The organism is Streptomyces sp. NPDC051822, from assembly GCF_044452745.1.
Lineage (GTDB): Bacteria > Actinomycetota > Actinomycetes > Streptomycetales > Streptomycetaceae > Streptomyces.
In genome coordinates this window covers 20,411-46,116 of the sequence record NZ_JBITBZ010000015.1, presented here as the reverse complement: position 1 = coordinate 46,116, position 25,706 = coordinate 20,411, and the positions used below count along the sequence as shown (strand labels likewise).

Annotated in this window: 18 protein-coding genes; 13 read left to right on the top strand and 5 right to left on the bottom strand. The window is 72.0% G+C overall.

Annotation, left to right across the window (positions count from 1 at the left end):
- Window positions 1-140: 140 nt before the first annotated feature.
- The 3 genes from ACIA8N_RS33445 to yicI are packed head-to-tail and all read left to right on the top strand — an operon-like array spanning window position 141 to window position 4,827.
- A complete protein-coding gene (locus ACIA8N_RS33445; protein ID WP_365784595.1) occupies window positions 141-1,124 on the top strand; it encodes an acetylxylan esterase in 984 nt (327 codons plus the stop codon).
- Between the two features lie 5 nt (window positions 1,125-1,129).
- A complete protein-coding gene (locus tag ACIA8N_RS33440) occupies window positions 1,130-2,548 on the top strand; it encodes a GH1 family beta-glucosidase (RefSeq protein ID WP_365784593.1) in 1,419 nt (472 codons plus the stop codon).
- A complete protein-coding gene (gene yicI / locus ACIA8N_RS33435) occupies window positions 2,545-4,827 on the top strand; it encodes an alpha-xylosidase (RefSeq protein WP_365784591.1) in 2,283 nt (760 codons plus the stop codon). The genes ACIA8N_RS33440 and yicI overlap by 4 nt, the downstream gene beginning before the upstream one ends.
- Window positions 4,828-4,978: 151 nt before the next feature.
- Here the strand turns inward: yicI and ACIA8N_RS33430 are convergent, their stop codons facing one another.
- Together ACIA8N_RS33430 and ACIA8N_RS33425 are read right to left on the bottom strand one after the other, a co-directional pair.
- Window positions 4,979-6,253 (bottom strand): glycoside hydrolase family 6 protein, encoded by a 1,275-nt coding sequence (locus tag ACIA8N_RS33430; protein WP_365784589.1) that lies wholly within the window; start codon window positions 6,251-6,253, stop codon window positions 4,979-4,981.
- A gap of 119 nt (window positions 6,254-6,372) precedes the next feature.
- On the bottom strand, window positions 6,373-7,338 hold the full coding sequence (locus tag ACIA8N_RS33425) for a glycoside hydrolase family 6 protein (protein WP_365784587.1): 966 nt from the start codon (window positions 7,336-7,338) through the stop codon (window positions 6,373-6,375).
- Between the two features lie 375 nt (window positions 7,339-7,713).
- Between ACIA8N_RS33425 and ACIA8N_RS33420 the strand changes: the two genes are divergently transcribed.
- From ACIA8N_RS33420 to ACIA8N_RS33375, 10 genes are all read left to right on the top strand, one after another.
- Window positions 7,714-8,727: a LacI family DNA-binding transcriptional regulator gene (locus ACIA8N_RS33420; RefSeq protein WP_365784585.1), complete on the top strand. Its 1,014-nt coding sequence runs from the start codon at window positions 7,714-7,716 to the stop codon at window positions 8,725-8,727.
- A 377-nt stretch (window positions 8,728-9,104) separates the two neighbouring features.
- Window positions 9,105-10,415: an extracellular solute-binding protein gene (locus ACIA8N_RS33415; RefSeq protein ID WP_365784583.1), complete on the top strand. Its 1,311-nt coding sequence runs from the start codon at window positions 9,105-9,107 to the stop codon at window positions 10,413-10,415.
- A gap of 118 nt (window positions 10,416-10,533) precedes the next feature.
- Complete coding sequence (locus ACIA8N_RS33410) at window positions 10,534-11,538, top strand: carbohydrate ABC transporter permease (protein ID WP_399416863.1); 1,005 nt, start codon at window positions 10,534-10,536, stop codon at window positions 11,536-11,538.
- Window positions 11,539-11,568: 30 nt separating this feature from the next.
- Window positions 11,569-12,477 (top strand): carbohydrate ABC transporter permease, encoded by a 909-nt coding sequence (locus ACIA8N_RS33405; protein ID WP_365784581.1) that lies wholly within the window; start codon window positions 11,569-11,571, stop codon window positions 12,475-12,477.
- Between the two features lie 94 nt (window positions 12,478-12,571).
- The gene (locus ACIA8N_RS33400; RefSeq protein WP_365784579.1) at window positions 12,572-14,047 is read left to right on the top strand and encodes a GH1 family beta-glucosidase; all 1,476 of its coding nucleotides are present in this window, start codon (window positions 12,572-12,574) and stop codon (window positions 14,045-14,047) included.
- 144 nt (window positions 14,048-14,191) lie between these two features.
- The gene (locus ACIA8N_RS33395) at window positions 14,192-14,695 is read left to right on the top strand and encodes a hypothetical protein (protein ID WP_365784577.1); all 504 of its coding nucleotides are present in this window, start codon (window positions 14,192-14,194) and stop codon (window positions 14,693-14,695) included.
- Window positions 14,665-16,089 carry a hypothetical protein gene (locus tag ACIA8N_RS33390; RefSeq protein WP_399416862.1) on the top strand — a complete coding sequence of 475 codons (1,425 nt, stop codon included), beginning with the start codon at window positions 14,665-14,667 and terminating at the stop codon, window positions 16,087-16,089. The genes ACIA8N_RS33395 and ACIA8N_RS33390 overlap by 31 nt, the downstream gene beginning before the upstream one ends.
- The gene (locus ACIA8N_RS33385) at window positions 16,086-17,405 is read left to right on the top strand and encodes a VWA domain-containing protein (protein ID WP_365784573.1); all 1,320 of its coding nucleotides are present in this window, start codon (window positions 16,086-16,088) and stop codon (window positions 17,403-17,405) included. The genes ACIA8N_RS33390 and ACIA8N_RS33385 overlap by 4 nt, the downstream gene beginning before the upstream one ends.
- A 22-nt stretch (window positions 17,406-17,427) precedes the next feature.
- Complete coding sequence (locus ACIA8N_RS33380) at window positions 17,428-18,549, top strand: AAA family ATPase (protein ID WP_030555084.1); 1,122 nt, start codon at window positions 17,428-17,430, stop codon at window positions 18,547-18,549.
- Window positions 18,546-21,497, top strand: coding sequence for a hypothetical protein (locus tag ACIA8N_RS33375; RefSeq protein WP_365784571.1), 2,952 nt, complete (start codon window positions 18,546-18,548; stop codon window positions 21,495-21,497). The genes ACIA8N_RS33380 and ACIA8N_RS33375 overlap by 4 nt, the downstream gene beginning before the upstream one ends.
- A 63-nt stretch (window positions 21,498-21,560) precedes the next feature.
- Here the strand turns inward: ACIA8N_RS33375 and ACIA8N_RS33370 are convergent, their stop codons facing one another.
- The 3 genes from ACIA8N_RS33370 to bla form a co-directional block, all read right to left on the bottom strand.
- Window positions 21,561-22,832 carry a phytase gene (locus ACIA8N_RS33370; RefSeq protein WP_365784671.1) on the bottom strand — a complete coding sequence of 424 codons (1,272 nt, stop codon included), beginning with the start codon at window positions 22,830-22,832 and terminating at the stop codon, window positions 21,561-21,563.
- 208 nt (window positions 22,833-23,040) lie between these two features.
- Window positions 23,041-24,351 carry a hypothetical protein gene (locus tag ACIA8N_RS33365; protein WP_365784569.1) on the bottom strand — a complete coding sequence of 437 codons (1,311 nt, stop codon included), beginning with the start codon at window positions 24,349-24,351 and terminating at the stop codon, window positions 23,041-23,043.
- Window positions 24,352-24,752: 401 nt separating this feature from the next.
- Window positions 24,753-25,673 carry a class A beta-lactamase gene (gene bla / locus ACIA8N_RS33360; RefSeq protein WP_365784567.1) on the bottom strand — a complete coding sequence of 307 codons (921 nt, stop codon included), beginning with the start codon at window positions 25,671-25,673 and terminating at the stop codon, window positions 24,753-24,755.
- Between the last annotated feature and the right edge of the window lie 33 nt (window positions 25,674-25,706).

Here is a 25,706-nt window from a genome sequence, read left to right as displayed (position 1 = left end):
GCCCGTTCGAGGGGGACGGGCCGCCACCTCTGCCCACGCCGTACGCCCGGACCTGTGAGCCGGGCGTTCCGGCGTCACCCGAGAACCAGCACCACCCACACCCACCCGTCACCCCGACACCGCCATGACCCGAGGAGCCCATGCCGCTGACAGACTTCGGACTCGACGAACTCGGCGACTACCGCCCGAAGTCGACCGCTCCCCACGACTTCGACGCCTTCTGGTGGCGGACCCTCGCCGAAGCCCGCTCGCAGGGCGGAGCCGTGACGGCCGAGCGGGTGACCGCCCGGCACCTGCTGCGCACCGTCGACGTCGACGACATCCGCTTCCCCGGCTGGAACGGCGACCCGGTCGCAGCCTGGCTGCTGCGCCCGCGCGGCGCGGCCGGCGCCCTGCCGGTCGTCGTCACCTACATCGGCTACAGCGGCGGTCGCGGGCTGCCGACCGACCACCTGCTCTGGTCCGCGGCGGGCTACGCCCAGCTCGTCGTCGACAGCCGTGGGCAGGGCCACGACACCCCGGACCGGCACGCGGGCGGGGGCACGCAGTGGAGCGAGGGCTTCATGACGCGCGGCATCGAATCCCCCGACCAGTACTACTACCGCCGCCTGATCACCGACTGCGTGCGCGCCGTCGACGCGGTCGCGGAACTGCCCGGCCTCGACCCCGACCGGGTCGTCGTGGCCGGCGGCAGCCAGGGCGGCGGCCTGGCCCTCGCCGTCGCCGGTCTCTCCGGGGACCGCGTGGCCGCGGTACTGCCGGACGTCCCGTACCTGTGCCACTTCCGCCGCGCCGTCCAGATCTGCGGGGACGGCCCGTACCAGGAGATCGCCAAGTACCTGCGCTGGCACAGCCGGCACCGGGTGGAGCCGTCGTTCACCACCCTCGACTACTTCGACGGCGTCCACTTCGCCCAGCGGGCCACGGCACCGGCGCTCTTCAGCGTGGGGCTCATGGACCCGGTCTGCCCGCCGTCCACCGTCTACGCCGCCTTCAACCACTACGCGGGCGAGGACCGCACCATGACCGTCTGGCCCTTCGCCGACCACGGCGGCGGCTACGGATCCAACCCGCCCGTCCAACTCGACTGGCTGCACGAGCGCGGCCTCGGAACGGAGCTCTGACCGCGATGTCCACCACACCCCAGCCCTCCGCCCGCGCGGTCCCCGGCCTGCCCGCCGGCTTCCGCTTCGGAGCCGCCACCGCCGCCTACCAGATCGAGGGCGCCCACGACGAGGACGGCCGCGGCCCCTCCATCTGGGACACCTTCAGCCACACCCCGGGCCGTACGCTCGGCGGAGCCACCGGCGACACGGCGTGCGACCACTACCACCGCCACCCCGAGGACATCGCCCTGCTGCGCGAACTCGGCGTGGACGACTACCGCTTCTCCATCGCCTGGTCCCGCCTGCTGCCCGAAGGAACCGGGCCGGTCAACCAGAAGGGCCTGGACTTCTACGACCGCCTGATCGACCAGCTGCTCGCCGCCGGGGTCGCGCCGGCCGTCACCCTCTACCACTGGGACCTGCCGCAGGCCCTGGAGGACCGGGGAGGCTGGCGCACCCGGGAGACCGCCGAGGCGTTCGCCCGGTACACGGCCCTCGCGGCCGAGCGCTACGGCGACCGGGTGGAGCGCTGGATCACCCTCAACGAGCCGTACTGCTCCGCCTTCGTGGGCCACGCCGAAGGACGCCACGCCCCCGGCACCCAGGAGGGCCGCGGCGCCCTCGCGGCCGCACACCACCTCCTCGTCGGCCACGGCCTCGCCGTACGCGAGCTGCGCGCCGCGGGCGCCCGCGAGATCGGGATCACCCTCAACCTCGACCGCATCCACGCCGCCTCCACCCGCCCCGAGGACCTCGCCGCCCTGCGCCGCGCCGAGGTCCTGCACAACGAGGTCTGGACCGAGCCGCTCTTGGCCGGCCGCTACCCCGCGTACGAGGAGGAGACCTGGGCCGGTCTCGCCGACGGGCCCTGGCGACGGCCGGGCGACCTGGAGCTGATCGGCGCCCCCCTGGACTTCCTCGGCGTCAACTTCTACCGCCCGATCACCGTCGCCGCCGCCCCCCACCGCGCCGAGGACCCCGAGGCCCGCACGGCCGTGGACATCGGTGTCGTCGAGCAGGACCCGTACGGGACCCGGCACACCACCATGGGCTGGCCCGTCGTCCCCGAGGCGCTCACCGAGCTGCTCCGCGCGCTCCACGCCCGCCACCCGGGGCTTCCGCCCGTCTGGATCACCGAGAACGGCTCCGCCGAGGCCGACACCCTCGACGCCGACGGCCGGATCCGCGACGACGAGCGGATCGCCTACCTCGCCGACCACCTGGCCGCCGTCGCCGCCGCCGTCGCCGCCGGGGTGGACGTACGCGGCTACTTCGCGTGGTCGCTGCTCGACAACTTCGAGTGGGCGCGGGGCTACGACCAGCGCTTCGGCCTCGTCCACATCGACTACGACACCCTCGCCAGAACGCCCAAGGACAGCTTCCGCTGGTACCAGGGCATGATCACCGCGCACCGCGCGCGGACGGAGGACACCACCCGATGAAGTTCACCGACGGGTACTGGCTGATGCGCCCGGGTCGCACCGCACGCTATGCCACCGAGGTCGCGGACGTCCGCGCCGCCGAAGACCGGGTGACGCTCTACGCGCCGGTGAAGCACGTGCGCCGCCGCGGCGACACGCTCAACAGCCCGCTGCTCACCGTCGAGTGCTGGTCACCGGCCGAGGGCGTGATCGGCGTGCGCACCACCCACCACGCCGGTTCGGTACGGCCCGGGCCCGAGTTCGCGCTGCCCGGCGCGGAGCAGGGCGCCGGAAAGGTGCGGCGGGACGGGAGCGTCGTCGAGCTCAGCGCCGGCGACCTCACCCTGCGGGTGGACACGTCCGCGCCGTGGAACCTGGAGTTCACCGCCGACGGGCGGGTCCTCACCACCGTGGGTCAGCGCGGCACCGCCTTCGTCACCGATGACGAGGACCGGCACTTCATGCTCGGCCAACTCTCGCTCGGGGTCGGCGAGCTGGTCTACGGCCTCGGGGAGCGGTTCACCCCGTTCGTCAGGAACGGCCAGACGGTCGACATCTGGCAGGCCGACGGCGGCACCAGCAGCGAGCAGGCCTACAAGAACGTCCCCTTCCACCTCACCAACCGGGGCTACGGCGTCTTCGTCAACCACCCCGGCAAGGTCAGCTACGAGGTCGGCACCGAGGCCGTCGGCCAGGTCCAGTTCAGCGTCGAGGACCAGTCGCTGGAGTACTTCATCGTCCACGGCCCGACCCCGAAAAGGATCCTGGAGCGCTACACCGCGCTCACCGGCCGCCCCGCCCTGCCGCCGGCCTGGGCCCTCGGACTCTGGCTGACGACCTCCTTCACCACCGACTACGACGAGGCCACCGTCAACCGCTTCGTCGGCGGCATGACCGAGCGCGGCATCCCCCTGAGCGTCTTCCACCTCGACTGCTTCTGGATGCGCGAGTACCAGTGGTGCGACTTCGAGTGGGACCCCGACACGTTCCCCGACCCGGCCGGCATGCTGACCCGCCTCAAGGACCAGGGGCTGAGGATCAGCGCCTGGATCAACCCCTACATCGCCCAGAAGTCCGCCATGTTCGAGGAGGGCATGCGCCTCGGACACCTCGTCCGGCGTCCGGACGGGAGCGTCTGGCAGTGGGACCTGTGGCAGCCCGGCATGGCCCTGGTCGACTTCACCGACCCCGCCGCGCAGGAGTGGTACGTCGCCAAGCTGCGCACCCTGCTCGACCAGGGCGTGGACTGCTTCAAGACCGACTTCGGCGAGCGCATCCCCACCGACGTGGTCTGGCACGACGGCTCCGACCCGGAGCGCATGCACAATTACTACACCCACCTGTACAACCAGGCCGTCTTCGAGCTGCTCCGCGAGGTACGCGGTGAGGGCGAGGCGCTGCTCTTCGCCCGCTCCGCCACCGCGGGCGGCCAGCAGTACCCGGTGCACTGGGGCGGCGACTGCGAGTCGCACTTCAACGCCATGGCCGAGTCGCTGCGCGGCGGACTCTCCCTCGGCATGTCCGGCTTCGGCTTCTGGAGTCACGACATCGGCGGCTTCGAGGGCACCCCGACCCCCACCGTCTTCAAGCGCTGGGTGCAGTTCGGGCTGCTCTCCTCGCACAGCCGCCTGCACGGCAGCAAGTCGTACCGCGTCCCGTGGGACTACGGGGAGGAGGCCGTCGACGTCACCCGCGCGTTCACCCTGCTCAAGCACCGCCTCGCGCCCTACCTCCAGCGTGCCGCCCAGCAGGCGCACGCCACCGGCGTCCCCGTCATGCGGGCCATGGTCCTGGAGTTCCCCGACGACCCCGCCGTCGGCACGCTCGACCGGCAGTACATGCTCGGCGACGACCTGCTCGTCGCCCCCGTCTTCACCGACGACGGCACGGTCGAGTACTACGTGCCCGAAGGGCCGTGGACGAACGTCCTGACCGGCGCCCGGATCGAGGGTCCGCGCTGGGTCCGCGAGCGGCACGACTTCCACACCCTGCCGCTGCTCGCCCGCCCCGACTCGGTCGTCCCGCTGGGCGCCGACGACCAGCGCCCGGTCTCCGAGTGGGCGGACGGAGTCGAGCTGCGGGTGCACGCCTTCGCCGACGGCGCCGAGCGGACCCTCGTGATCCCGCGCTCCGACGGCCCCGGCGAGGCCGCCCGCTTCCACCTGCGCCGCCGGGGCGACCGCCTCCACGTGACCACCGACAGCCGGCACCCCTGGCACCTGCGCACCGGCGGCCCGGACGGAAGCCTCCACTCCCTGCCCGCCGACACCCTGGAGGCGGACCTCCCGTACCCGGCCTGATCCGGGGGCGGGAGGCGGGCGGCCGGGCGAAGAAGCCCGGCCGCCACGGTCTCCTCCGCCGTCCAGCCGAGCAGCAGCCGCCCGCGCTCGCTCCAGGACCGGTTCTCAGCGGCTGCTTCCAGCTCGTGACCGGACGCGGGAGGGGCGGAGTTCAGCGGTTGAACGTCAGGCGGGGGGCCGCGTTGCGGGCCAGACCGTGGGCCTGGTCTGCCCACCAGGTGCCGGCGGGCGGGTCCACGATGCCGTACTCGGGGTCGATGGTGCCCCCGGTGTTGCGGGTGCAGCTGCCGTCGGACTCACCGGGGATCTTGATCCACAGGTAGGCGTCGACGAGCGGGACGCCCGTGTCGCCGGTGGGACGCGCACCGAGGCCGCGGCCGGGCGCGTTGCACCAGATCTCCGGGTCCCCGGTGTACTTGCCGGGCTCCGGGGTCCAGGCGCCGAGCCCGTTGCGGCTGGTGTCGATGACGAAGTGGTGCAGCCGGTCGGTCGCAGGAGTGCCCACGTTCTGGTCGAACCAGGCGTCGGTCCAGCGCCAGGTGGCGGGGTCCGCGGAGTCGACGGCGTTGCCGGGTGTGCCGTCGTTGGGCGCGGCGGGGGAGTAGTACTGGGTCGCGCACCAGTCGGCGTGGCCGCGCGCGTACTCCGGCCCCTCGGTGGCGAACCACATGCACTTGGCTATCCACGTGCCGTACCTGGCGTTGTGGTCGGTGGGGTGGGTGTTGGACACGTTCAGGGCGAAGCCGTCGCTGTGCTCCACCCCGGCGTCGAGCAACCGCTGCGCCATGTCACCGACGGACCGCCACAGGACGTTCCCCGCGTCCAGGTAGACCGCCGTGCGGGGCTTGGCCTTGAGGGTCCTGACGGCGTATTCGAGATCGGCGATGCGGGTGGCCGTCAGTTCGCCGGTCGGGTCCACGGTGGGCCCGCAGTCCTTGGGAAGGAGGGCCAGGCCGTCGGGCTCGACGACGACCACCGCCCTGCTGTCGCCGATCCCGGCGGCGAAGCCGTCGATCCACTGCCGGTAGGCGGCGGAGGAAGCGGCGCCGCCGCTGGAGTACTGGGTGCAGTCCCGGCCGGGGACGTTGTAGGCGACCAGGACGGGGGTGCGGTCGACCGCCCGTGCCTTGCGGACCAGCCTGTTCACCTCGACGCGGACCTCGCCGGGCGTGCCCTCGGTGAACCAGTCGGCCTGCGGCCAGCTCGCGAGCCTGGCCATGTTCGCGGCGTTCGCGAAGTCACGGTTCCGGAAGTCGACGAGGGCCTGCCGGGCGGCCTTGCTGTGGGGGTCCACGTAGAACTTCGTGGCCGGGGTGATCACGTCCTCGGCGGGCGCGGCCTGCGCCTGCGTCGCGGTGAGGGCGGCGCAGGCGGCGACCGCGGCGATGGCGGCGGTCACACGCCGCCGGAGGCTGCGTGGCTTCATGAATGCTCCTGGTCGATGGATGGATGGATGGGGGAAGGGGCGGTCGGGGGGTGGGTCCCTGTGGCCCGGTCGTCGCGGGGCGGGCGGTGCCGGGCCACAGGAGTCGTGGGGTGCGAGGGTCAGTAGCCGTAGATCATCTTGTAGGCGACCTCGGGGAGGAACTGTCCGGCGGAGGAGCCCGCTCCGACACCGCAGTTGCCGTCGGACTCGCCCGGGGTCTTGATCCACAGGAGCATCTCGGCGCCGCCTCCCAGCCGGGTGGGCGTGCCGAGGCGACGGCCCGCCGCGTTGCACCATTCGCCGTTGGCACCGTTGCCGTTGCGGCTGGTGTCGACGACGAACGGCTTGGTGTAGCCGTAGCGCGCGCTGAGTTCGCTGTTCACGGCGTTGCCGTACGCGGTGTTCTGGGCGGTGGTGAAGTAGTTGGAGATGTTGAGGGAGAAGCCGTGGGCCTGCCGGAGGCCGGCCACGTGGAGGCGCTGGGCCATCGCCGCCGCGCTCACCCAGCCGGGGTTTCCGGCGTCGAGGTACACCCAGGTGTTGGGCGCCTGGCGGTTGAACTCGGCGACGGCGCCGGTGATCATGCCCTCGCGTTCGCGGATCTGGGTCTGGTTCATGCAGCCGTAGTCCGCGATGGCGTCCGGTTCGAGGAGGACGACGGCCGGACGGTTGGCGATCCCGCCCGCGAACTGCGCGATCCAGGTCGCGTACGCGGACGGCGAGGCGGCGCCGCCTGCGGAGTGCCCGCCGCAGTAGTCGCGGTTGTAGATGTTGTACGCGACGAGGACGGGCAGCTTGTCCGCTTGGTCGGCCGCCCCCACGAACGCGCCCGTGGCGGTGCCGATGGTGCCGCTCCAGGCACCGAACCAGCGGGCCATCGGGGTGTTGGCGATGGATGCCTTGATCGCGGGCGTCCGCCCGTCACCCGGGTTGGCGTTGACCCACTGCCTCGGGGTGGAGTTCGGGTCCGTGTAGAACCCGCTGGTCATGGTGGTCGGGTCGGCAGCGTGTGCGGACGGCGCGACGGTGAGCGTCAGCGGCAGCGCGAGGAGGGCTGCGGTGAGGGCACGGAATCTGCGGCGCATGACGGTACCTCGATTTCCTGACGGCGGATGCGCCGAACGCTCTCGTCCCGAGCGGGCGGCGCACTGAGGAAGTGCGGTGGTACGACGTCCCCGTGTGCCGGTGGCTCTCCGGCGGGGACACCACATCCTGGACCTACGGAGACTTGTGGAAGCGCTCCCACTGGAAGCGGTCCCAATAGACACTCGATATGCCTGGGGTTGTGGCCGGTATCGTGTGACGCCCCGCTCTGGCTGTCAAGTACCGCCTCGTAACCCACACTTCACACGGCGGCTCGAAAGGTTTACAGTCCTGGAACTGGAAGCGCTCCCAGTTTTCCGGTCGGAGCACGAGACCCTGGGACGCAACCGGCAGGACATGAGAGAAGAGGGCAGTTCATGACGGAAGGTGTGCCACGCCGGCAGTCGACACTCGACGAGGTGGCCGAGCTGGCCGGCGTGTCGCGATCGGTGGCCTCTCGTGTGCTCAACAACGCCCCGCACGTCAGCCGGGCCAAACGCGAGGCGGTCGAACGGGCCGTCCACCGGCTCGGCTACGTACCCAATCCGACCGCTCGCGCGCTGGCGACCCGTCAGACCGGCGCTGCCGCCCTGGTCGTCTCGGGAGAGGACCCGTCGATCTTCGCGGATCCGTTCTTCGCGCAGGTGATCGTGGGGGCTTCGGCCGCCCTGGAGGACGCCGACCTGCACCTCATGCTCTGCCTCGCGGCCTCCGACCGGGGCCGCAGGCGAGTGGAGCAGCTCCTGCGGTCCAAAGGCGCCGACGGTGTGATGCTGATGGCGCTGCGCGAGGACGACCCGCTGTCCCGCATGGCCGAAGAGGCGGAGATGCCCGTCGTGTTCGGCGGCCGCCCGGTCGGTTTGGACCCCCGCTGGTACGTGGACGTCGACAACGTCGGGGGAGCGCGGCAGGCGACCGAGTACCTGATCTCGGCCGGCCGGACCCGGGTGGCCACGATCGCCGGACGCCTGGACACCGAGGTCGGGCGGGCCCGGTACCGCGGCTACCGGGACGCCATGCTGGCGGCGGGCCTCGATCCGTACCCGCCGGAGGTCGGTGACTTCACCGAGTCCACCGGCGCCGCCGCCATGGCGGCGCTGCTGGCGAACCACCCGGACCTGGACGGGGTGTTCGCCGCCAACGACAACATGGGGGCCGGGGCGCTGCGCACCCTGCGCGAGGCGGGCCGGCCGGTCCCCGGTGACGTCGCCGTGGTCGGCTTCGACGACCTGGCCGTCGCCCAGATAGCCGATCCGCCGCTCACCACGGTCCATCAGCCCATAGAGGCTCTCGGGCGGGAGATGGCCCGCATGCTCGTCGCGCTCATCGGCGGGCAGGATCCCACGCCCCTCATCCTCCCCACCCGCCTGGTCACGCGCGCCAGCGCCTGACGAGGCACCCCTGCGGGCCCGCCCGCGAGCAGTGTCCCTGCCGTCCCGGCCTCCACCCTTGACAGGCCGTCAAAGGGGCGGCAGGGTTTCGACACCAAGTTTTGGGAGCGCTCCCAATCAGGGGAGCGACCCTCAGGACAGGCTTTCGCCACGATCTTCGAAGGCCCGGTCCCGACGACCGGTACCTGACGACCGGTTCCTGACGGCCGGTTCCTGACGACCGGCTCCGGAAGGCCTGCTCCTCGGAGCCCCGGTCCTCGAAACGCCCGGCTCTTCACCGCCCGGCCTCCGAAAACCCCCGCGCCGACCGCCCGCCCAAGAGGCGAGGCCATGCCCGGCGTACCTCCCCAACCCCGCTGACGCATCGAGGAGATGCCATGTCCCGCCTGTCCCTGCCGCGTGCCCGCACCGGCTCCGCCGCACTCGTCTCCGCGGTCGCGGCCCTCGCGCTCGCTCTCACCGGCTGCTCGTCCTCCGACGACGGCTCCGCCTCCGCCGACGGGAAGATCACCCTGACCGTGGGCACCTTCGGAACCTTCGGCTACAAGGAAGCCGGTCTGTACGACGCCTACATGAAGCAGAACCCCGGGATCACCATCAAGGAGAACCCGACGACCGTCGAGGGCAACTACTGGACCGCCCTGCAGACCCGGCTGTCCGGCGGCGGCCTCGACGACGTCCAGGCCCTCGAAGTGGCCCGGATATCCCTGGCCACCTCCGAGGACCTCGCCGACGCCTTCGCCGACCTGTCCGACGCCCCCGGCGTCGACAAGAAGGACTACCTGCCCTGGAAGTGGGACCAGGCCACCACCGCCGACGGCCGGACCATCGGCCTGGGCACCGATGTCGGCCCGATGGCCATCTGCTACCGCCAGGACCTGTTCAAGGCCGCCGGTCTGCCCTCCGACCCCGAGTCGGTCGGCAGGCTGTGGGCGGGCGACTGGGCGAAGTTCGTCGAGGTGGGCAAGCGGTACCAGGCCAAGGCGCCCCAGGGCACCGCCTTCATGGACAGCGCCAGCGGACTCTTCAACGCCGTCGTCTCCAGCAGCCCCGTCCAGTACTACAAGGACGGCAAGCTCGCCTACAAGGACTCGGCGAGCGTCAGGACCGCCTGGGACCTCGCCGTCAAGGCCGTCCAGGGCAGGACCAGCCAGGGCCTGAAGATGTTCGACACCCCCTGGCAGACCGCCTTCTCCAAGTCCACCTTCGCCACCACCGTCTGCCCCTCCTGGCAGCAGGCCAACGTCCAGCAGTTCTCCGGACCCGGCAACAAGGGCAAGTGGAACATCGCCCAGCCCCCGGCCGCCGGCAACTGGGGCGGCTCCTTCCTGGCCGTGCCCGCCTCCGGCAAGCACGTCGACGAGGCCAAGAAGCTCGTGGCCTGGCTCACCGCGCCCGAGCAGCAGGCGAAGGTCTTCCAGAAGGTCGGCAACATCCCCGCCAACCAGGCCGCCTACGACCTGCCCGGCGTGGTCGGCTACAAGAACGCCTACATCGGCCCCGACGCCGCCACCGGCCTGATCTTCTCCACCGCCGCCAAGGCCATCAAGCCCGCCGAGACCGGCCCGCGCGCCGGCGACCTGACCGGCGCCTTCAGCACCGGCGTCCTGCTCATGGAGCAGAACGGCAAGACCCCCGAAGAGGCCTGGAACGCCACCGTCCGCCAGATCGACAGCACCATCCAGTAACCCTTCCCCGCCTCTCCCCGGGCCGCCGTCGCAGGGGAGGGGGCGGCCGGTCACAGGGGAGCCGGCCGCCCCTTCCCCGTACCGGCGCGACCGCCGTCACCACCGAAGGATCCCGCCCGTGGCCTCCACGACCGCACCCAGCCGCAACGGCTCCGAAGAGCGGCCGGACACCCAGCCGCCCCCCGCCCGCCCCACCGGCCCTTCGGCCTGGCGCAGCCGCCTGCACCGCTGGGACACCAAAGGCACGCCGTACGCCCTCGTCGCGCCCTTCTTCCTCGTCTTCGCCGCCTTCGGCCTCTTCCCGCTGCTCTACACCGGCTGGCTCTCCTTTCACCGGGTGAGCCTCTACAACGTCGACCGCGCCGAATGGGTCGGCCTGCGGAACTACGAGGACCTGTTCACGGGCCAGGTCAGCCACTACTTCTGGAACGCCCTGCTCAACACCTTCACCCTGGGCGTGCTGTCCACCGTCCCCCAGCTCCTCATGGCGCTCGGCCTCGCCCACCTGCTCAACTACCGGCTCCGCGCCCGCGGATTCCTGCGCACGGCGCTCCTCGCCCCGTACGCCACGTCCGTCGCCGCCGCCACCCTCGTCTTCGCCCTGATCTTCAGCCCCGAGGGCGGCATGGCCAACTGGGTCCTCGGACTGTTCGGCGCGGACCCCCTGCACTGGGAGGCCGGCCGCTGGAGCTCGCAGTTCGCGATCTCCGTGATCGTCACCTGGCGCTGGACCGGCTACAACGCCCTGATCTTCCTCGCCGCCATGCAGGCCGTGCCGCGCGAACTGTACGAGGCCGCGGCCCTGGACGGCGCCAACCGCTGGCAGCAGTTCCTGCACGTCACGATCCCCGCCCTGCGTCCCACGATCCTGTTCACGGTGATCGTCTCGACCATCGGCGCCACCCAGCTCTTCGGCGAGCCCTACCTGTTCGGCGGCCAGAGCGGCCACCAGGGCGGCACCGACCACCAGTACGAGACCCTCGGCATCCTCATGTACGACCAGGGATTCCACTCCAGCATGCTCGGGCGCGCCAGCGCGGTCGCCTGGACCATGTTCGGCCTGCTGCTGCTCATCGGGCTCGTCAACGCGCTGATCACCCGCCGCCTGCGCGCCTCCCAGTGACCCGGAGCACGACGTGACCTGGAGTACGACATGACCACCACCACATCCGTCCCCGACAGCCGTCACCGCACGGCGGGACGACCCTCCGCCCGAGCCGGCCGGGCCGGCGGTCAGCACCGGGCCGGACCGCTCGCCCACATCGCCCTGGGACTCGCCGCCCTGGCGTCCCTGTTCCCGCTGTACTGGACGCTGGTCGCGGCCTCCACCGACAGCCACGCGGTCGTCTCCAGCCCGCCGCCGATGCTGCCCGGCGGCAACCTGTGGAAGAACCTCACCTACGTGTGGCACAACGCCGGCGGGCGCGGCATGGGCGTCGCCCTGCTCAACTCCACCCTCGTCGCGGGGGCGGTCACCGTCAGCACGGTGACCTTCTCCGTCCTCGCCGGGTTCGCCTTCGCCAAACTCCGCTTCCGCGGCATGAAGGTCCTGCTCGGCCTGGTGCTCTCCACCCTCGCCGTGCCCGCGCAGCTCAGCGTCGTACCCCTGTTCATCCTCACCAAGAACCTGGGGCTGAGCAATCACCTCGGGGCGCTGATCCTGCCCGTGCTCGTCACCGCCTTCGGCGTCTTCTTCATGCGCCAGTTCCTCTCGCAGGCGCTGCCCACCGAACTCCTGGAAGCCGCCCGCGTCGACGGCGCGAACTCGCTGCGCGTCATCTGGCACGTCGTGTTCCCCATCGCCCGGCCGGCGATGGCGGTCCTGGGCATGCTGACCTTCGTCCAGTCCTGGAACGACTTCCTCTGGCCGATCATTGTCATGAACGGCTCCACCAACCCCACCGTCCAGGTCGCCCTCGCCGGCCTCGGCACCGGCTGGTCCACCGACTGGTCCGTCATCACCGCCGGAGCGCTCATGGGCACCCTGCCCCTCCTGCTCGTCTTCGCCCTCTTCGGGCGTCACGTCGTCGGGGGCATCACCCAGGGCGCCGTCAAGGGCTGACGCCCGCCACCCGGCTCACCCTCGCCACCCTTGCTCATCCTGCTCGTCCCCCACCCTCCTCGTCCCCCACCCTCCGCCGAAGGAGTACGCCGCCATGCCCACAACCCCCGCCGCCGTCAACGCCCCTGCCTCCGCCTCCGCCGCCGTCGACCGGCTGCACTTCCCGCCCGGCTTCCTGTGGGGCGCGGCCGCCGCCGCCTACCAGATCGAGGGCGCCGCCGCCGAGGACGGCCGCACCCCCTCCATCTGGGACACCTTCTCCCACACCCCCGGTAAGGTCGCCAACGGCGACACCGGTGACATCGCCTGCGACCACTACCACCGCTACCGCACCGACGTCACCCTGATGTCCCACCTCGGTCTCCAGGCCTACCGGTTCTCCCTGTCCTGGCCCCGCGTCCAGCCCGGCGGCCGGGGCCCCGCCAACCCCGCCGGCCTCGACTTCTACCGGCGGCTCGTCGACGAACTCCTGGACGCGGGCATCCAGCCCGTCGCCACGCTGTACCACTGGGACCTTCCCCAGGAGCTGGAGACCGGTCACCCGAACGGCTCCGGCGGCGGCTGGACCGAGCGCGGGACCGCCGAACGCTTCGGCGAGTACGCCGCCCTGGCCGCCGACGCCCTCGGCGACCGGGTCGCGCTGTGGACCACCCTCAACGAGCCCTGGTGCTCGGCCTTCCTCGGCTACGGATCCGGCGTCCACGCCCCCGGCCGCACCGACCCCGCCCTCGCCCTGCGCGCCGCCCACCACCTCAACCTCGCCCACGGCCGCGCCACCGCCGCCCTGCGCGCGACCCTGCCCGCCCACGCCCGGATCGCGGTCTCCCTCAACCTGCACCAGGTCCGCCCGCTCACCGCCGACCCCGCCGACCTCGACGCGGCCCGCCGCATCGACGCCGTCGGCAACCGCGTCTTCACCGGCCCGATGCTCTCCGGCGGCTACCCAGCCGACCTCCTCGCCGACACCGAGCACGTCGTCGACTGGAACGCCCTGATCAAGCCGGGGGACGAGGCGGCCATCGCCGCCCCCATCGACCTCCTCGGCATCAACTACTACACCCCGGCCGTCGTTTCCGCGCCCACTCCGGGAGCGGCCGCCGCCCACCACGCCCACGGCGAGAGCGCCCACTCCCCGTGGCCCGGCTCCGCGGACGTCGACTTCCACGCCCCGCCCGGCGACACCACCGACATGGGCTGGACCATCGACCCCACCGGCCTGTACGACCTCCTCATGGCCGTCTCCCGCTCCCACCCCGGCCTCCCCCTGGCGATCACCGAGAACGGCGCCGCCTTCCCCGACGCCCCCACGGCCGACGGCCAGGTCCGGGACCACGGCCGGATCGACTACCTCCACCGGCACCTCGCCGCCGTCCACCAGGCCGTCGCCGACGGCGCCGACGTCCGCGGCTACTTCCTCTGGTCACTCCTCGACAACTTCGAGTGGGCCTACGGCTACGACAAGCGCTTCGGCGCCGTCCACGTCGACTACGCCACGCAGTTGCGCACCCCGAAGGCCAGCGCCCGCTGGTACGCCAGGGCCATCGGCGCGAACTCGGTCCCGCACCTCTGAGCACCTCCGGGACGCGCTGACCGTACGCGGCGCTCCCCGGTCCGAGGGACTGTTCCGAGCCGTTGTCAGTGGGCGGGGATAAGTTCGTTCCCGTTCCGCCGCAACGGCGGGAACAACCCCTTCGACGTGCATGGGAGAGGTACGTTGCCGGTCTGGGAGAGGTCGAGTACGGCGCGGGTGGTACCGCCCGCGCGACCGCGGAAACTCGCCAAGGTGCCGTTCGTGGAACTGGCCGACGGACGGCTGCAGGGCGTCGTGTCCAGCGGGTCCGACATAGGGCGCGTGTACGTGTCGTCGATCGCCGCGGGAACGTACGCGTTCGCGTGCAGCACCAACAACAACCGCCCCTGCGGCGGCGCGCGCGGCAGTTTCTGCAACCACATCCGCGCCCTCGTCGGCGAGGCGGTCCTGCAATACGGCGCCGAGCGCGTCGCCCGGTACCTCAAGGCCGAGACGCCGGGCGGCGAGCCCGACGCCGAGGCGCTCGTCTCGGTGATGACCGGCACGCGCCCCGAGCAGGGCGACACCTCGGCCGCCGCCCCGGTGTTCAGCCGGTTCCTCCGGCACCTCGCCTATCTCGAACTGGAGCCGACCACCGTTCCGTTGCCCGAGATGCAGTGGTTCCCGGCGACGAGGACGGCCGCCTGATGCGTACGGACCTGCTCACCGACCCCGTGGACGGGCTCGAAGAGGCGCTGGCCGCCGTCGACGCCTTCGACCAGGTGCTCGTCGCCGGACTGCTCAGGCCGCAGCCCGCCCAGGCCGCAGGCCTCGCGGCGCTCGCGCACTCCGTCGCCGGCACCCCGCTGGCCTCGCTGGTCGCCGAGGCGGCCGACAAGGCCTCGGCGGGCGCCGCGGGCGAGGACCACCTCGTCGCGCTCGCCGCCGCCCGCACCGCCCTCATGGGCTCGGTGCACGACGCGCTCACGGACCGCGTCGCGGACGCCACCGGCCGGCCGCGCGCCGAGCGGAGCACCCGGGACGCCCCGGCGGACGCCCCCGGGGTGAACGTGCTCGCCGCCGCCCGTGCCTGGCTGTGCGACCTCGCCCGCGCCGGCTGGCAGGGCATCGACCACGAACTGGTCGCCGGCGCGGGACCCGTCGTCTCCGCGATGCTGCCCGACCCCCTGCTGCGCCGCCAGGCGACCCTGCTCGACGGCTTCGCCGCCGAACTCGCCGCCTCCTGCCCCGGGGCCACCCTGGAGCACGTCCCGGTGCGCCGCTGGGCCGACCTGTGGACGCGCGCCCTGCTCCTGACCCTGCCCGGCGCCGCCCGGACCCCCGCCCCGGACACGGTGACCGGCCGCCTGCTGCCGCTGGGCGTGGACGTACAGGAGCACGCGACCGCCGTGCAGGCCCAGGTCCACGCGGTCCTGGAGCCCTCCGACGGCTCGGCGCCGCGACTGGTCCGGGCGGCGGTGTCCGCACCCAAGCCCGACACCGTCGTCGGCGCCGGCCTGTGGCAGCTCCTCCGGCCGCGGATGTCCCTGCTCGGCGCGGCGGGGGAGGGGCGCGCCGTGGAGCTCGACGCCATGCCCGTCACCGCCGAGGGCGACCTCGTGTGGGACGACGAGCGGGCCCGCACCGGGGATATCGCCGATCCCTTCGCCACCGCCCGGGTGATCCTGTCCACCGCCACCGACCCGGTGACCGCCCCACTGGACCGTCACCCCGCCGGCATCGCCGTCCCCGTCCTCGTCGAGGGATACACGGCGGAGCGCGACGACGACGGGCCCCTGACCTTCACGGTCGCCGGACACAGGCTGACCGTCGACACCGAGCGCGTCCCCGCCGCGAGCCCGCTCACCCCGGAGGCCGTCGCCGCGTCCGGGGCCTGCCTGGGCCTGCTCCGCTGGGACGCGGGGGAGTTCGTCCTCCAGCCGCTCGCCGTGGAGACGACCGTCCGGAAGAAGACCGTCGCCGTCCACGCCGGCGCGTGGGCCGGGGGCACCACCGACAAACTCGGCGCACGTGCGGAGAAGGCGGCCACGGACTCCGTCGCCGTCCTGCGCGAACGAGCAGGGAAGCTGCTGCGGAAATGAGCGACGACAACCGCCGCCAGGTCCTCTACTGGCGACTCCTCGCCCGCCTCTTCGACCCCCAGGAGCAGGCCGCCCTGGAATCGGCGAGCCTCGCCGTCGTCGAGGACATCGGCCTGCCGCCGGCCCTCCTCGACCCGGGCGCCTCCGTCGAATCCGTCGTACAGCGCCATCCGGAACTGGCCGACGAGTTCGACGGGCTCATGACGCCGGAGCCCGAGCCGGACGGCGCGCGTGACCGCGCGGCGGAGGTGCGGCGCGCCGCCCTCGCGTCGAAGCTGCTGCTCAACGTCTTCGCCACCGGATCGGGAGCGGTGTCCGCCGGACAGCTCGCCCGCTGGCAGTCGGACGCCGGCTGGCTGGAGCGGGCGCTCGGCTGCGCGCCCGGCGGACCGCGCGGCGGCCAGGGGGCCGGCGCGCTCGCCGGCGGCCTCGGACCCGAACTCGGCGCGGTCGAGGCCGACCTCGTCAGCCGCATGCGCCTGCGGGAGGTACTGGCCGACCCCGAACTCGCGGCCCGGCTCACCCCCAGCATGTCGCTGATCGAACAACTCCTCCGCGACAAGGGCAACCTTTCCGGCATCGCACTCGCCAACGCCAAGTCCCTCATCCGCCGGTACGTCGACGAGGTCGCCCAGGTGCTCCGCACCCAGGTGGAGAAGGCCACCGTCGGGGACCTCGACCGCTCGGTCCCGCCCAAGCGCGTCTTCCGCAACCTCGACCTCGACCGCACCATCTGGAAGAACCTCACCAACTGGAGCCCCGAGGAGGAGCGGCTCTACGTCGACCGCCTCTACTACCGGCAGACCGTCCGCAGGACCACGCCCCAGCGGCTGATCGTGGTCGTGGACCAGTCGGGCTCCATGGTCGACTCGATGGTCAACTGCACCATCCTCGCCTCGATCTTCGCCGGACTGCCGAAGGTCGACGTCCACCTCATCGCGTACGACACCCGGGCCATCGACCTCACGCCCTGGGTGCACGACCCCTTCGACGTGCTCCTGCGCACCAACCTCGGCGGCGGCAACGACGGGCCGGTGGCCATGGCGATGGCACGGCCGAAGATCGCCGAACCGAAGAACACCGTCATGGTCTGGATCTCCGACTTCTACGAGTTCTCCCGCTCACAGCCCCTGTTCGAGGGCATCGAAGCGGTCCACCGCTCGGGCGTCCGGTTCATCCCGGTCGGATCGGTGACCAGCTCCGGACGGCAGGAGGTCAACCCCTGGTTCCGTGAGCGCTTCAAGGCGCTCGGCACCCCGGTGATCTCCGGCCACATCGACAAGCTCGTGCACGAACTCAAGACCTTCCTCACCTGAGACGCCCAGAAAGGCCCTTCGCATGTCCGACCTGCTCCGCGCTCCCGCCGAGATCAAGTACGCCGAGGAACTCGACTGGCTGGAGTCGATCGACGACAACCCCAAGCCGTTCTCCTGGCGCCTCTCACCGAAGATGGTCCGCCTGTTCGTCCTCGGCTCCGAGCGCGCCGACGGCCTGGACCGGGAGGTGTCGCAGAAGTGGTTCGGCGACCGCAGCTTCGTCGAGCGCTCCATCGTCACCCTCGCCTCCGACCGGGGCCTGCTCCTCATCGGCGACCCCGGCACCGGCAAGAGCTGGCTCGCCGAACTCCTCTCCGCCGCGATCAGCCGCAACTCCACCCAGGTCGTCCAGGGCACCGCGGGCACCACGGAGGACCACATCAAGTACTCCTGGAACGTGTCCATGGTCATCGCCAAGGGCCAGTCCCGCGAGTCGATGATCCCCTCGCCGATCATGACCGCGATGGAGACCGGCACCATCGGCCGCTTCGAGGAACTCACCCGCTCCACCAGCGACGTCCAGGACGCGCTCATCTCGATCCTCTCCGAGAAGTACATCTCGGTCCCGGAACTCGACAGCGCCGGCGGCGAGAACATCGTGTTCGCGAAGCCCGGCTTCTCGGTCATCGCCACGGCGAACAGCCGCGACCGGGGCGTCAACGACCTGTCCTCGGCACTCAAGCGCCGCTTCAACTTCGTCCGCATCCCGGTCGTCACCAACAAGAACAGCGAGGCGGAGATCGTCCGCTTCCGCACCGAGGAACTGCTCCGCCGGCACTCCATCGAGCTGGACGTGCCCCCCACCCTCCTCGACGTCCTCCTGCAGAGCTTCGCCGATCTGCGGGCCTCCGCCGCCGCGGCCGGCAGCGACGAGGAGAAGCTGGAGTCCGCCCTCTCCACCGCCGAACAGATCGGCGTCCTGGAGGACGCGGTCCTGCACAGCGACTTCTTCGGCGAGCGGACCCTGACGGCCCGCGCCCTCGCCGCCTCGCTCGTCGGCACTCTCGCCCGCCGCGAGCCCGAGGACCTGGCCATCCTCAACAAGTACCTGCACGGCGTCGTCGAGCCGCGCGGCAAGGAGGAGGGCGGCTCCTGGCCCGAGTTCCTGGAGGGCGGCCGCGACGCGATCGCCAAGCTGTCATGACCGGGACCCCGGAGAACACGACCGTCCCCGAGCGGCCGGCCGCACCGCCCTTCGCCGCACTGCGCGGACAACTCCACGACGCAGCCGCCGAGTTCGCCGGAGGCCAGGACGCCCTGGAAGGCATCCTGCTCGGCATGGTCGACGACGTCGACCGCGCCGTCGCCGAACCGCTGGAGATCTTCCCCGTCTGCCACCACTCGCCCGCATCCGCCCTCGCCATGGCCCGCCGGCTGCGCGAGAAGCAGCCCAAGGTCGTCTACCTGGAGCTGTGCGAGGACATGGCACCGCTCCTCACCGAGCTGCGCAACTGCCGGCTGCCGGTCGCCGTGCAGGCCTTCGCGAGCGACATCGAGGGCTTCCCGCCCGACTGGGCCCCGCTCTCCGTCGTCGCGCCCATCACCGAGGCCTCCGCCGAGTACCAGGCCGTCGCCTACGCACTCGACACCCCCGGAGTGGAACTGGTCCTCGTCGACCGCTCCTCCGACCACGTCTTCCAGTGGGACGCCCGGCACGAACAGTCCGCGGAGCCGTCCACCGAGGCCACCGAGCCGCCCGCGGAGCCGCCCACCGAGCCCGAGGCCGCCCTCCACGGCGAAGCCGTCGGCATCGAGATCGGCGACCTGCGGCCCCGCTTCGCCGAACTGGAGCAGCACCTGCTGCGCCACGGCAAGGTACGGCACTGGTCCGAATGGTGGCACCAGTACGTCGAGGTCCCCCTCGGCGACAGCGACCACGACACCTACCGCCAGGTCATGTTCCTCATCGGCAGCCTGTTCCGGCGCCTCGCCCCCGGCCAGGGGGAGCGGGTGCGCGTCGACGAGGACCGCGAGCGCTACATGTGGACCCGGATGCGCGAGCACCTCGCCGCGACGGGCACCGACCCGGCGGACTGCCTCTACGTGTGCGGCGCCTTCCACGCGGCCAGCCGCGTCGAGGAGTTCGGCGTCCACGGCACCGACGGCTTCAGCATCACCCCGCGCACCGCCACCACCTGGCAGTACGGTCTCATCCCCTCCAGCCACGCGGCGATCGAGGCACAGTTCGGCCTCGCCGCCGGCTCCGTCTCCATCGCCGCGACCGAATGGGCGAAGAACCTCAAGCGCACCCGGGTCAAGCCGTACCGCCTGGAAGGCCAGGCCGGCACGAAGAAGCCACGCCCGGCGAAGACGGCGGCGCGGGCAACCGTGCCCCCAGCCGCGCCCGAGGCCACCGAGGACCGGCTCTCGGGCTTCCTCCAGCGGCCCCCTGCCCTGCACACCCTCGACGAGGCGGAACTGCTCGGCTGGTCCGTGGACATCGTCCGCGCCGCCCGCCGCAACGGCTACCTCGCCTCCACCGCCGACGCCATCGCCGTCTTCGAGACGTCGATCCTGCTCGCCGCCATGCGGGACCGGGCCAAGCCCACGCCGTACGACTTCCAGGACGCGGCGGTCACCTGCATCGAGAAGGACACCGTCCCCGGCCGCCGGGACGTGCGCCGGCTCGTCGAGATCATGATGGGCGGAGACAGGATCGGGCAGGTCGGCTACGACGCGCTGCCGCCCCTGGCCCGTGACGTGCACGACCGACTGGCACCCCTGGAACTGAACCTGCAGCAGCGCGGAGTGCGCCGGGCCCTGCTCGACATGGCGTCCGAGCCGGAACTGCGGTCCTGCTCGGACGTGCTGTGGATGCTGCGCCGCCTCCTTCCACCGGGCGCCGCCCGCCCGGTGATGGGGGAGCGGCGGCTCGGCGAGCGGTCCATCCAGGAGTCGTGGGACCTCTCCCTCGGTACCCACCAGCGGGCCCTCATCGAGCTCGGCTACGAGGGCGTGAGCCTGGAGCAGGTACTGGAGCAGCGCCTGCGCCGCACCGCGTACGGGTCCCAGGCCACCACGGCGCAGGTCCTCGCCGCCGTCGAGGACGCGACGCTGTACCTCGGCGGCCGGCGCCTCGCCGACGAACTGGGCACGCGCGCGCTGGAGGTCCTCGCGGGCGAGCGCAGCGTGGACGGGGCGCCGGAGGTGCTCCGCAGGATTCGCGGCCTCCTGGCTTACTACCGCACGGCCGAACCGGCGCTGCCGCCGTGGATCGAGTCCTTCGTCAGAGCCGGGTACGCCCACTACTGCACGCTGCTGCCGACGGCGTTCCGCGACGAGGACGCGACCGTCGGGCAGGTGGCGGCCATGCTGGGATTCCTGTTCGGCATGGAGAGCCTGGCCCTCTCCCTGGGCTGCGACCGGACGCAGCTGGAACTGGCGGTGGCGCAGTCGCACCCGGGGGACCAGGCGAAGACGGCGCTCCTGTGGGCCGCGCAGGTCCAGCTCGGCACCCTCTCCCGGGGCGAGCTGCGCGCCCGCTGCGACGAACTCCTCGCCAACCCCCTGGCCGTGCCCTCCTACCCGCGCTACCTCAGCGGTTTCGTGCACGCGCTCGAGCCGGTGCCGGGGCTCGCGGACGTGGTGGTGGAGGCCGTGTCGAACGCCTTCGGACGGCTGCCGGACGCCGTGCTGCTGCCCTGGCTGCCGACCCTCATCACCACCCTGCGGTCCAACGCCGCGGAACTGGCACCCCTGCTCATCCGCGAGGCGGGACGGATCTTCCCGGCGCGGCTCGTGGCCCTGGACGCCTGGGTCCCGCCGTGGCGCGCACAGCCGGAGACGCAGGCCCTCCCGTCGTCCGGCACGGCACGCGGCGCGGCGCTGCTCGCCCGGTATCCGGAGACGTGCGACGCGGTGGCGGACCTGGTGGGAGCCGGGGACGCCTGGGCCCCGGCGGACGGGCGGGCCGCGGGCCCGGCGGGCGCGGCACTTCTCTCCGCCCACCGGGCCACCTGCGACGCCGTGGCGGACCTCCTGGGCTGCGCGGAACCCTGGGCGGCGACCGCCCCGGCAGGGCACGCGCCGTCCCTGACGGCCCGCCACCCGGCGACGGCGCACGCGGTGGCGGAGCTCCTCGCGGCCCCATGACACCGTGCCGTCCGCCGGGCCCGGGGGCTTCGGCGGACGGCACGGGCGCGTGGCGGCGCGGGATCAGTCGTCGAGGGCGTCCATGACGGTGCCGAGGTCGACGAACTTGAAGTTGGTCGCGTCCCGGTCGCCGTCACCGGGCGCGTCGTGCCCGTCCTGCACGACGAGGAGACCGTTCGGGTACCTGTCGCCGAGCGGGGCGTTCAGGACCGCGGCGCCGTCGCACTCCTCGGAGCCGTCGAGGGTGCCGTTCGCGGGCGCGACGCGGAATCCGCCCTCGTACTCGTTGGCGTCCTCGAGCTCCCGGTCGTAGGCCGCGAAGGTGTTGTCGCCCTGGCTGGAGGCGAGGAGGTAGCCGTCACCGTCGGACTCGGTGAGCAGCGTCAGGCCCTCGACGTCGGCGCTGATCTTCGTGCCGCCGTAGCCGGGGTCGGCACCGGGCGTGCACTCCTCGCTCTCCTCGTCGTAGACGCCGGGGACGCCGTATTCGCGGACCTTGTCGATCAGCTTCGGCGTGCCGGTGAGGTCGGCGCGCAGCCGCCAGATGCCGATGTCCTCCTGGCCGGCGTAGAGGGTGCCGTTGGCCGGGTCGACGACCATGCCCTCGACCTGCGGCAGCTCGTCCGGCTCGGCGCACGGGGACCACGAGGTGCCGTCGGGCAGGCGGAACGAGGAGGGGAGGTCCAGGGTCCGGACCGTGCGGTAGGTGACCGTGCCGGTCGCGGTGGGGAGGAGTTCGAGCAGGGTGATGCTCGTCCGCTCGCGGCGGCTGACCAGGGCGAAGGACTTCCCGGACGCCGGGTCCGTCCAGGTCGCGAGTCCGTAGGCGGTGCGCTGGTCGTTGATCTCGGCCTGGTCCCGGGAGAAGACGGGCGGCGCGGCGGCGTCGGTGACATCGGTCAGCGGGCCGCCGGCGCGGTCGCGGTCGATGCGGTAGAAGCGCAGCCGGTCGTGGCCGCGGTCGCTGGTGACGGCCAGGTCGGCGCGGCCGGAGGACAGTCGCAGGCCGTGGACGAGGTCCACGTTGTTGAAGCGGCCCGGAGCGTCGTCCTCGCCGACGGCGGGGGGCGCGGCTATCGACTGCACCTGTCGCGCGTCCAGGTCGTAGACGCGCAGACCGCCCTCCTTGGCGGTGGCGATGACGAGGCTGCGGCCGGGGGCCGCGGGGTTGCGCCAGATCGCCGGGTCGTCGGCGTCGGCGTTGCCGCCCTCGTCGTCGTCGTGCAGGACCGCGGTCTCCGCGCGGGGCGTCACGGTCGGCAACGGGCTTTCGGAGGAGCGGTGATGGGCCTGGGCCGGCACGGCGAGGGCCGATGCGGCGAGCGCCGTGGTCATGACGAGCAACAGTGACCGGGCGATGGTGGGGCGAGTCACGCAACTCTCCTCTGCAGGGGGCTTTCAGTCCTGCGTGAGCGTGCTGCCCTTCCGTGTCGGTACGGCGCCACCGGGTGACCGGCGGCCGGAAATCCGGGTGTACGTGCGGTGAACCGCCTCCCGGACGGCGCCCATTGGCGCCGTCCGGGAGGGGTGTGCCCGTCGGTGCTCAGGCGGGGTTCTTCACGTTCGCCAGGTAGGTGGCGCCGCCGAGGCAGTCACGCACCTCGTAGCGGGGCGCGGCGGCCCCGGTCCAGCGGAGGAACCCGGTCGCTCCGGTCGCGGCGGGCATGTCGATGAAGCGGCACCCGTCGTACAGCAGCTTGCCCGCCGTCGTCGCCGTGGACCCGGTCGTGACCTGGTGCGAGCCCATCAGTCCGCAGTCCACGTAACGCACCATCGGACCGCGGGCACCGTTCGCGTCGAAGTCGTACACGTGGGTGACCGCGTCCGGCGCCCAGGACTTGAAGCTGAGCGCCGTGTCGTCGCACGACTCGAAGGTGATGTTCCCCTTGTACCAGCGGGAGTCGATCACCTTGTGGCCGAGGCCGCGCAGCTCGAAGCGGATGCCCTGGGCGTACAGGCGTGTCACGGAGTCGGCGCGGGTGGCCGCGTCGGCGGTGAGCTGGAAGAACGTACCGTTCGACGCGGCGTCGGTGAGGATGTAGGAGCCGCCGACGAAGTTCATCGAGCCGCCGCGGTTGTTCTTCACGAACACGCCCGACTGGTACTCCACCTTGCAGTCACGGAACCAGTAGTTGAGGAACTGGTCCTGCTGCGTCGCCGCCGGCGTCATCCCCATGACGAGGAAGGCGTCGGAGTAGGAGCCGCCGACCTGGCAGTGGTCCCAGCCCATCTCGCTGTTCAGGTTGGACGTCGTGGCCGGGCCGTCCAGACCGATGCCGCGCTTCCAGCTGCCGCGCCACTCGACGTCCGTGTACCAGGTGTCCTGGACGCCGTAGTCGGCCGAGGAGTAGGCGTAGTTGAAGCTCGACGTGGCGTTGGTGCTCGTGAAGGTGAGCCCGGAGATCCGGATGTTCTTGTAGCGCTGGTAGTTCGTCCACAGGGTGGTGTCGTCGGCCGCCGGCGAGTACACGATCCGGGACAGCCGCTTGCCGTAGCCGGTGATCGACACGCCGTCGACGATGCCGCCGTTGCCCTCACCGTCGACGTTCGGCAGGAGCGAGTCCGGCTGCGTCAGCAGATAGGTGCCGGGCGGAATGACCAGGACCTTCTTCGGGATCGCTCCCGATATGGGACCGGGCTGGAACGAGGCCAGCACCTCGGCGGCGGCCGCGCGGAACGCGGCGTCGCTGGCGGTGGCGCCGGTCGGGTCGGCGCCCTTGGCGATGACGTCGACGCTGTACGGGTCGTCCCCGGAACCCGCCGCGTACGCCGGGCCGCTGCCCATCGCCACGGCTCCCACCGTCGCGCCGGCGCCTGCCGTGGCCAGGCCGCGCATGACGGAACGTCGGTCCATACTCCTGGTCATTCTGCCCCCAATGTGATGATCATGAGAAAGACAGGACATCGGACCATGACGGAGACGTGAACGCAAGATCGTTCACACCGGAGGGGGAGCGTCCGGGCAGGCGCTGTCACGCCGGGAACGCGGACGACCCGTGGGCCTTGGTCCCGTCCGCTCGAGTTCGGACGGGAGCCGGCCGGATTACCGGCGGCCCACGGGTCGGGTGACTGCGTGGTTTTCGGCAGGTGACCTGCCGGGGTGCACAGAGTGCGACGGCAGGCCGTTAGCCCGCAGTCACCTCACGAATCCGAAAAGAAACCATGTTCTCGGATCACCTCCTTTCAGCGTGTACCCACAGCCTAGGAAGGCCGCGGGCGACGCTCAACCCATTTATTCGAGCCGTTTCTCCCGGGTCAGCCGAGCTCGGCCGCCACCAGGGCCGCCGCGTCGGCCACCAGCGCGTCGACCGGCGCCGCGTCCTCCTCGAACCGTGTGGTCATCACCGCGAGCACGATCGGACCGCCGTCCGGCGGCCAGGTGACGCCCGCGTCGTTGTTGCCGCCGTACCGGCCGCCGCCGGTCTTGTCGGCGAGGAGCCAGTCGGCGGGCAGCCCCTTCCGGAACCGCTCACCGCTGGTGGTGTTCGCGAGCATCCACGCCGTGAGCCGCTCCCGGTCCCGCGGCGCGAGCACGTCGCCGAGCACGAGCCGGCCATAGGTCCGGCCGATCGCGCGGGGGCTGCTGGTGTCGGTCTCCCGCCAGGGCTCCGCCGAGTTCAGCTCGGGCTCCCAGCGGTCGAGCCGCGTCACGGTGTCGCCGATCGACCGGGCGAACCGCGTGACCGCGGTCGGACCGCCCAGCTCGCGCAGCAGCAGGTTCGCGGCGGCGTTGTCGCTGTAGCGCAGGGTGGCGTCGCACAGCTCGGCGACGGTCATCCCGTGGGCGAGGTTCTCGGGCAGCTCGGTCCTGGGGGAGTAGCCGGACCGCTCGACGTACGCCTTGGTGTAGCGGATGCGCCGCGCCAGGAACGCGCCGTCGTGATCGAGGTCGCGGAGCACGGCCGAGACGGCGACGGCCTTGAAGAGCGAGCACATAGGGAAGCGTTCGTCGGCGCGGTACGCCACCGAGCGCCCCGTCCGCACGTCGTGCGCGAACACGCCGAGGCGGGCGGAGTGCAGCTGCTCCAGCTCCCACAGCCGCGGGGCGAGGTTCTTGCCGCCGGACCCGGCAGAGGCGTGGGCACTCCCGCCGAGCGGTAACGCGGAGGCGACGGCGGCACCCGCGCCGAGGGCCAGAGCGGTACGACGGGACGGGCTGAATCCTGAGAAGGACAAGGGAACTCCCTTTCCGGAGTGATCACTTCACAG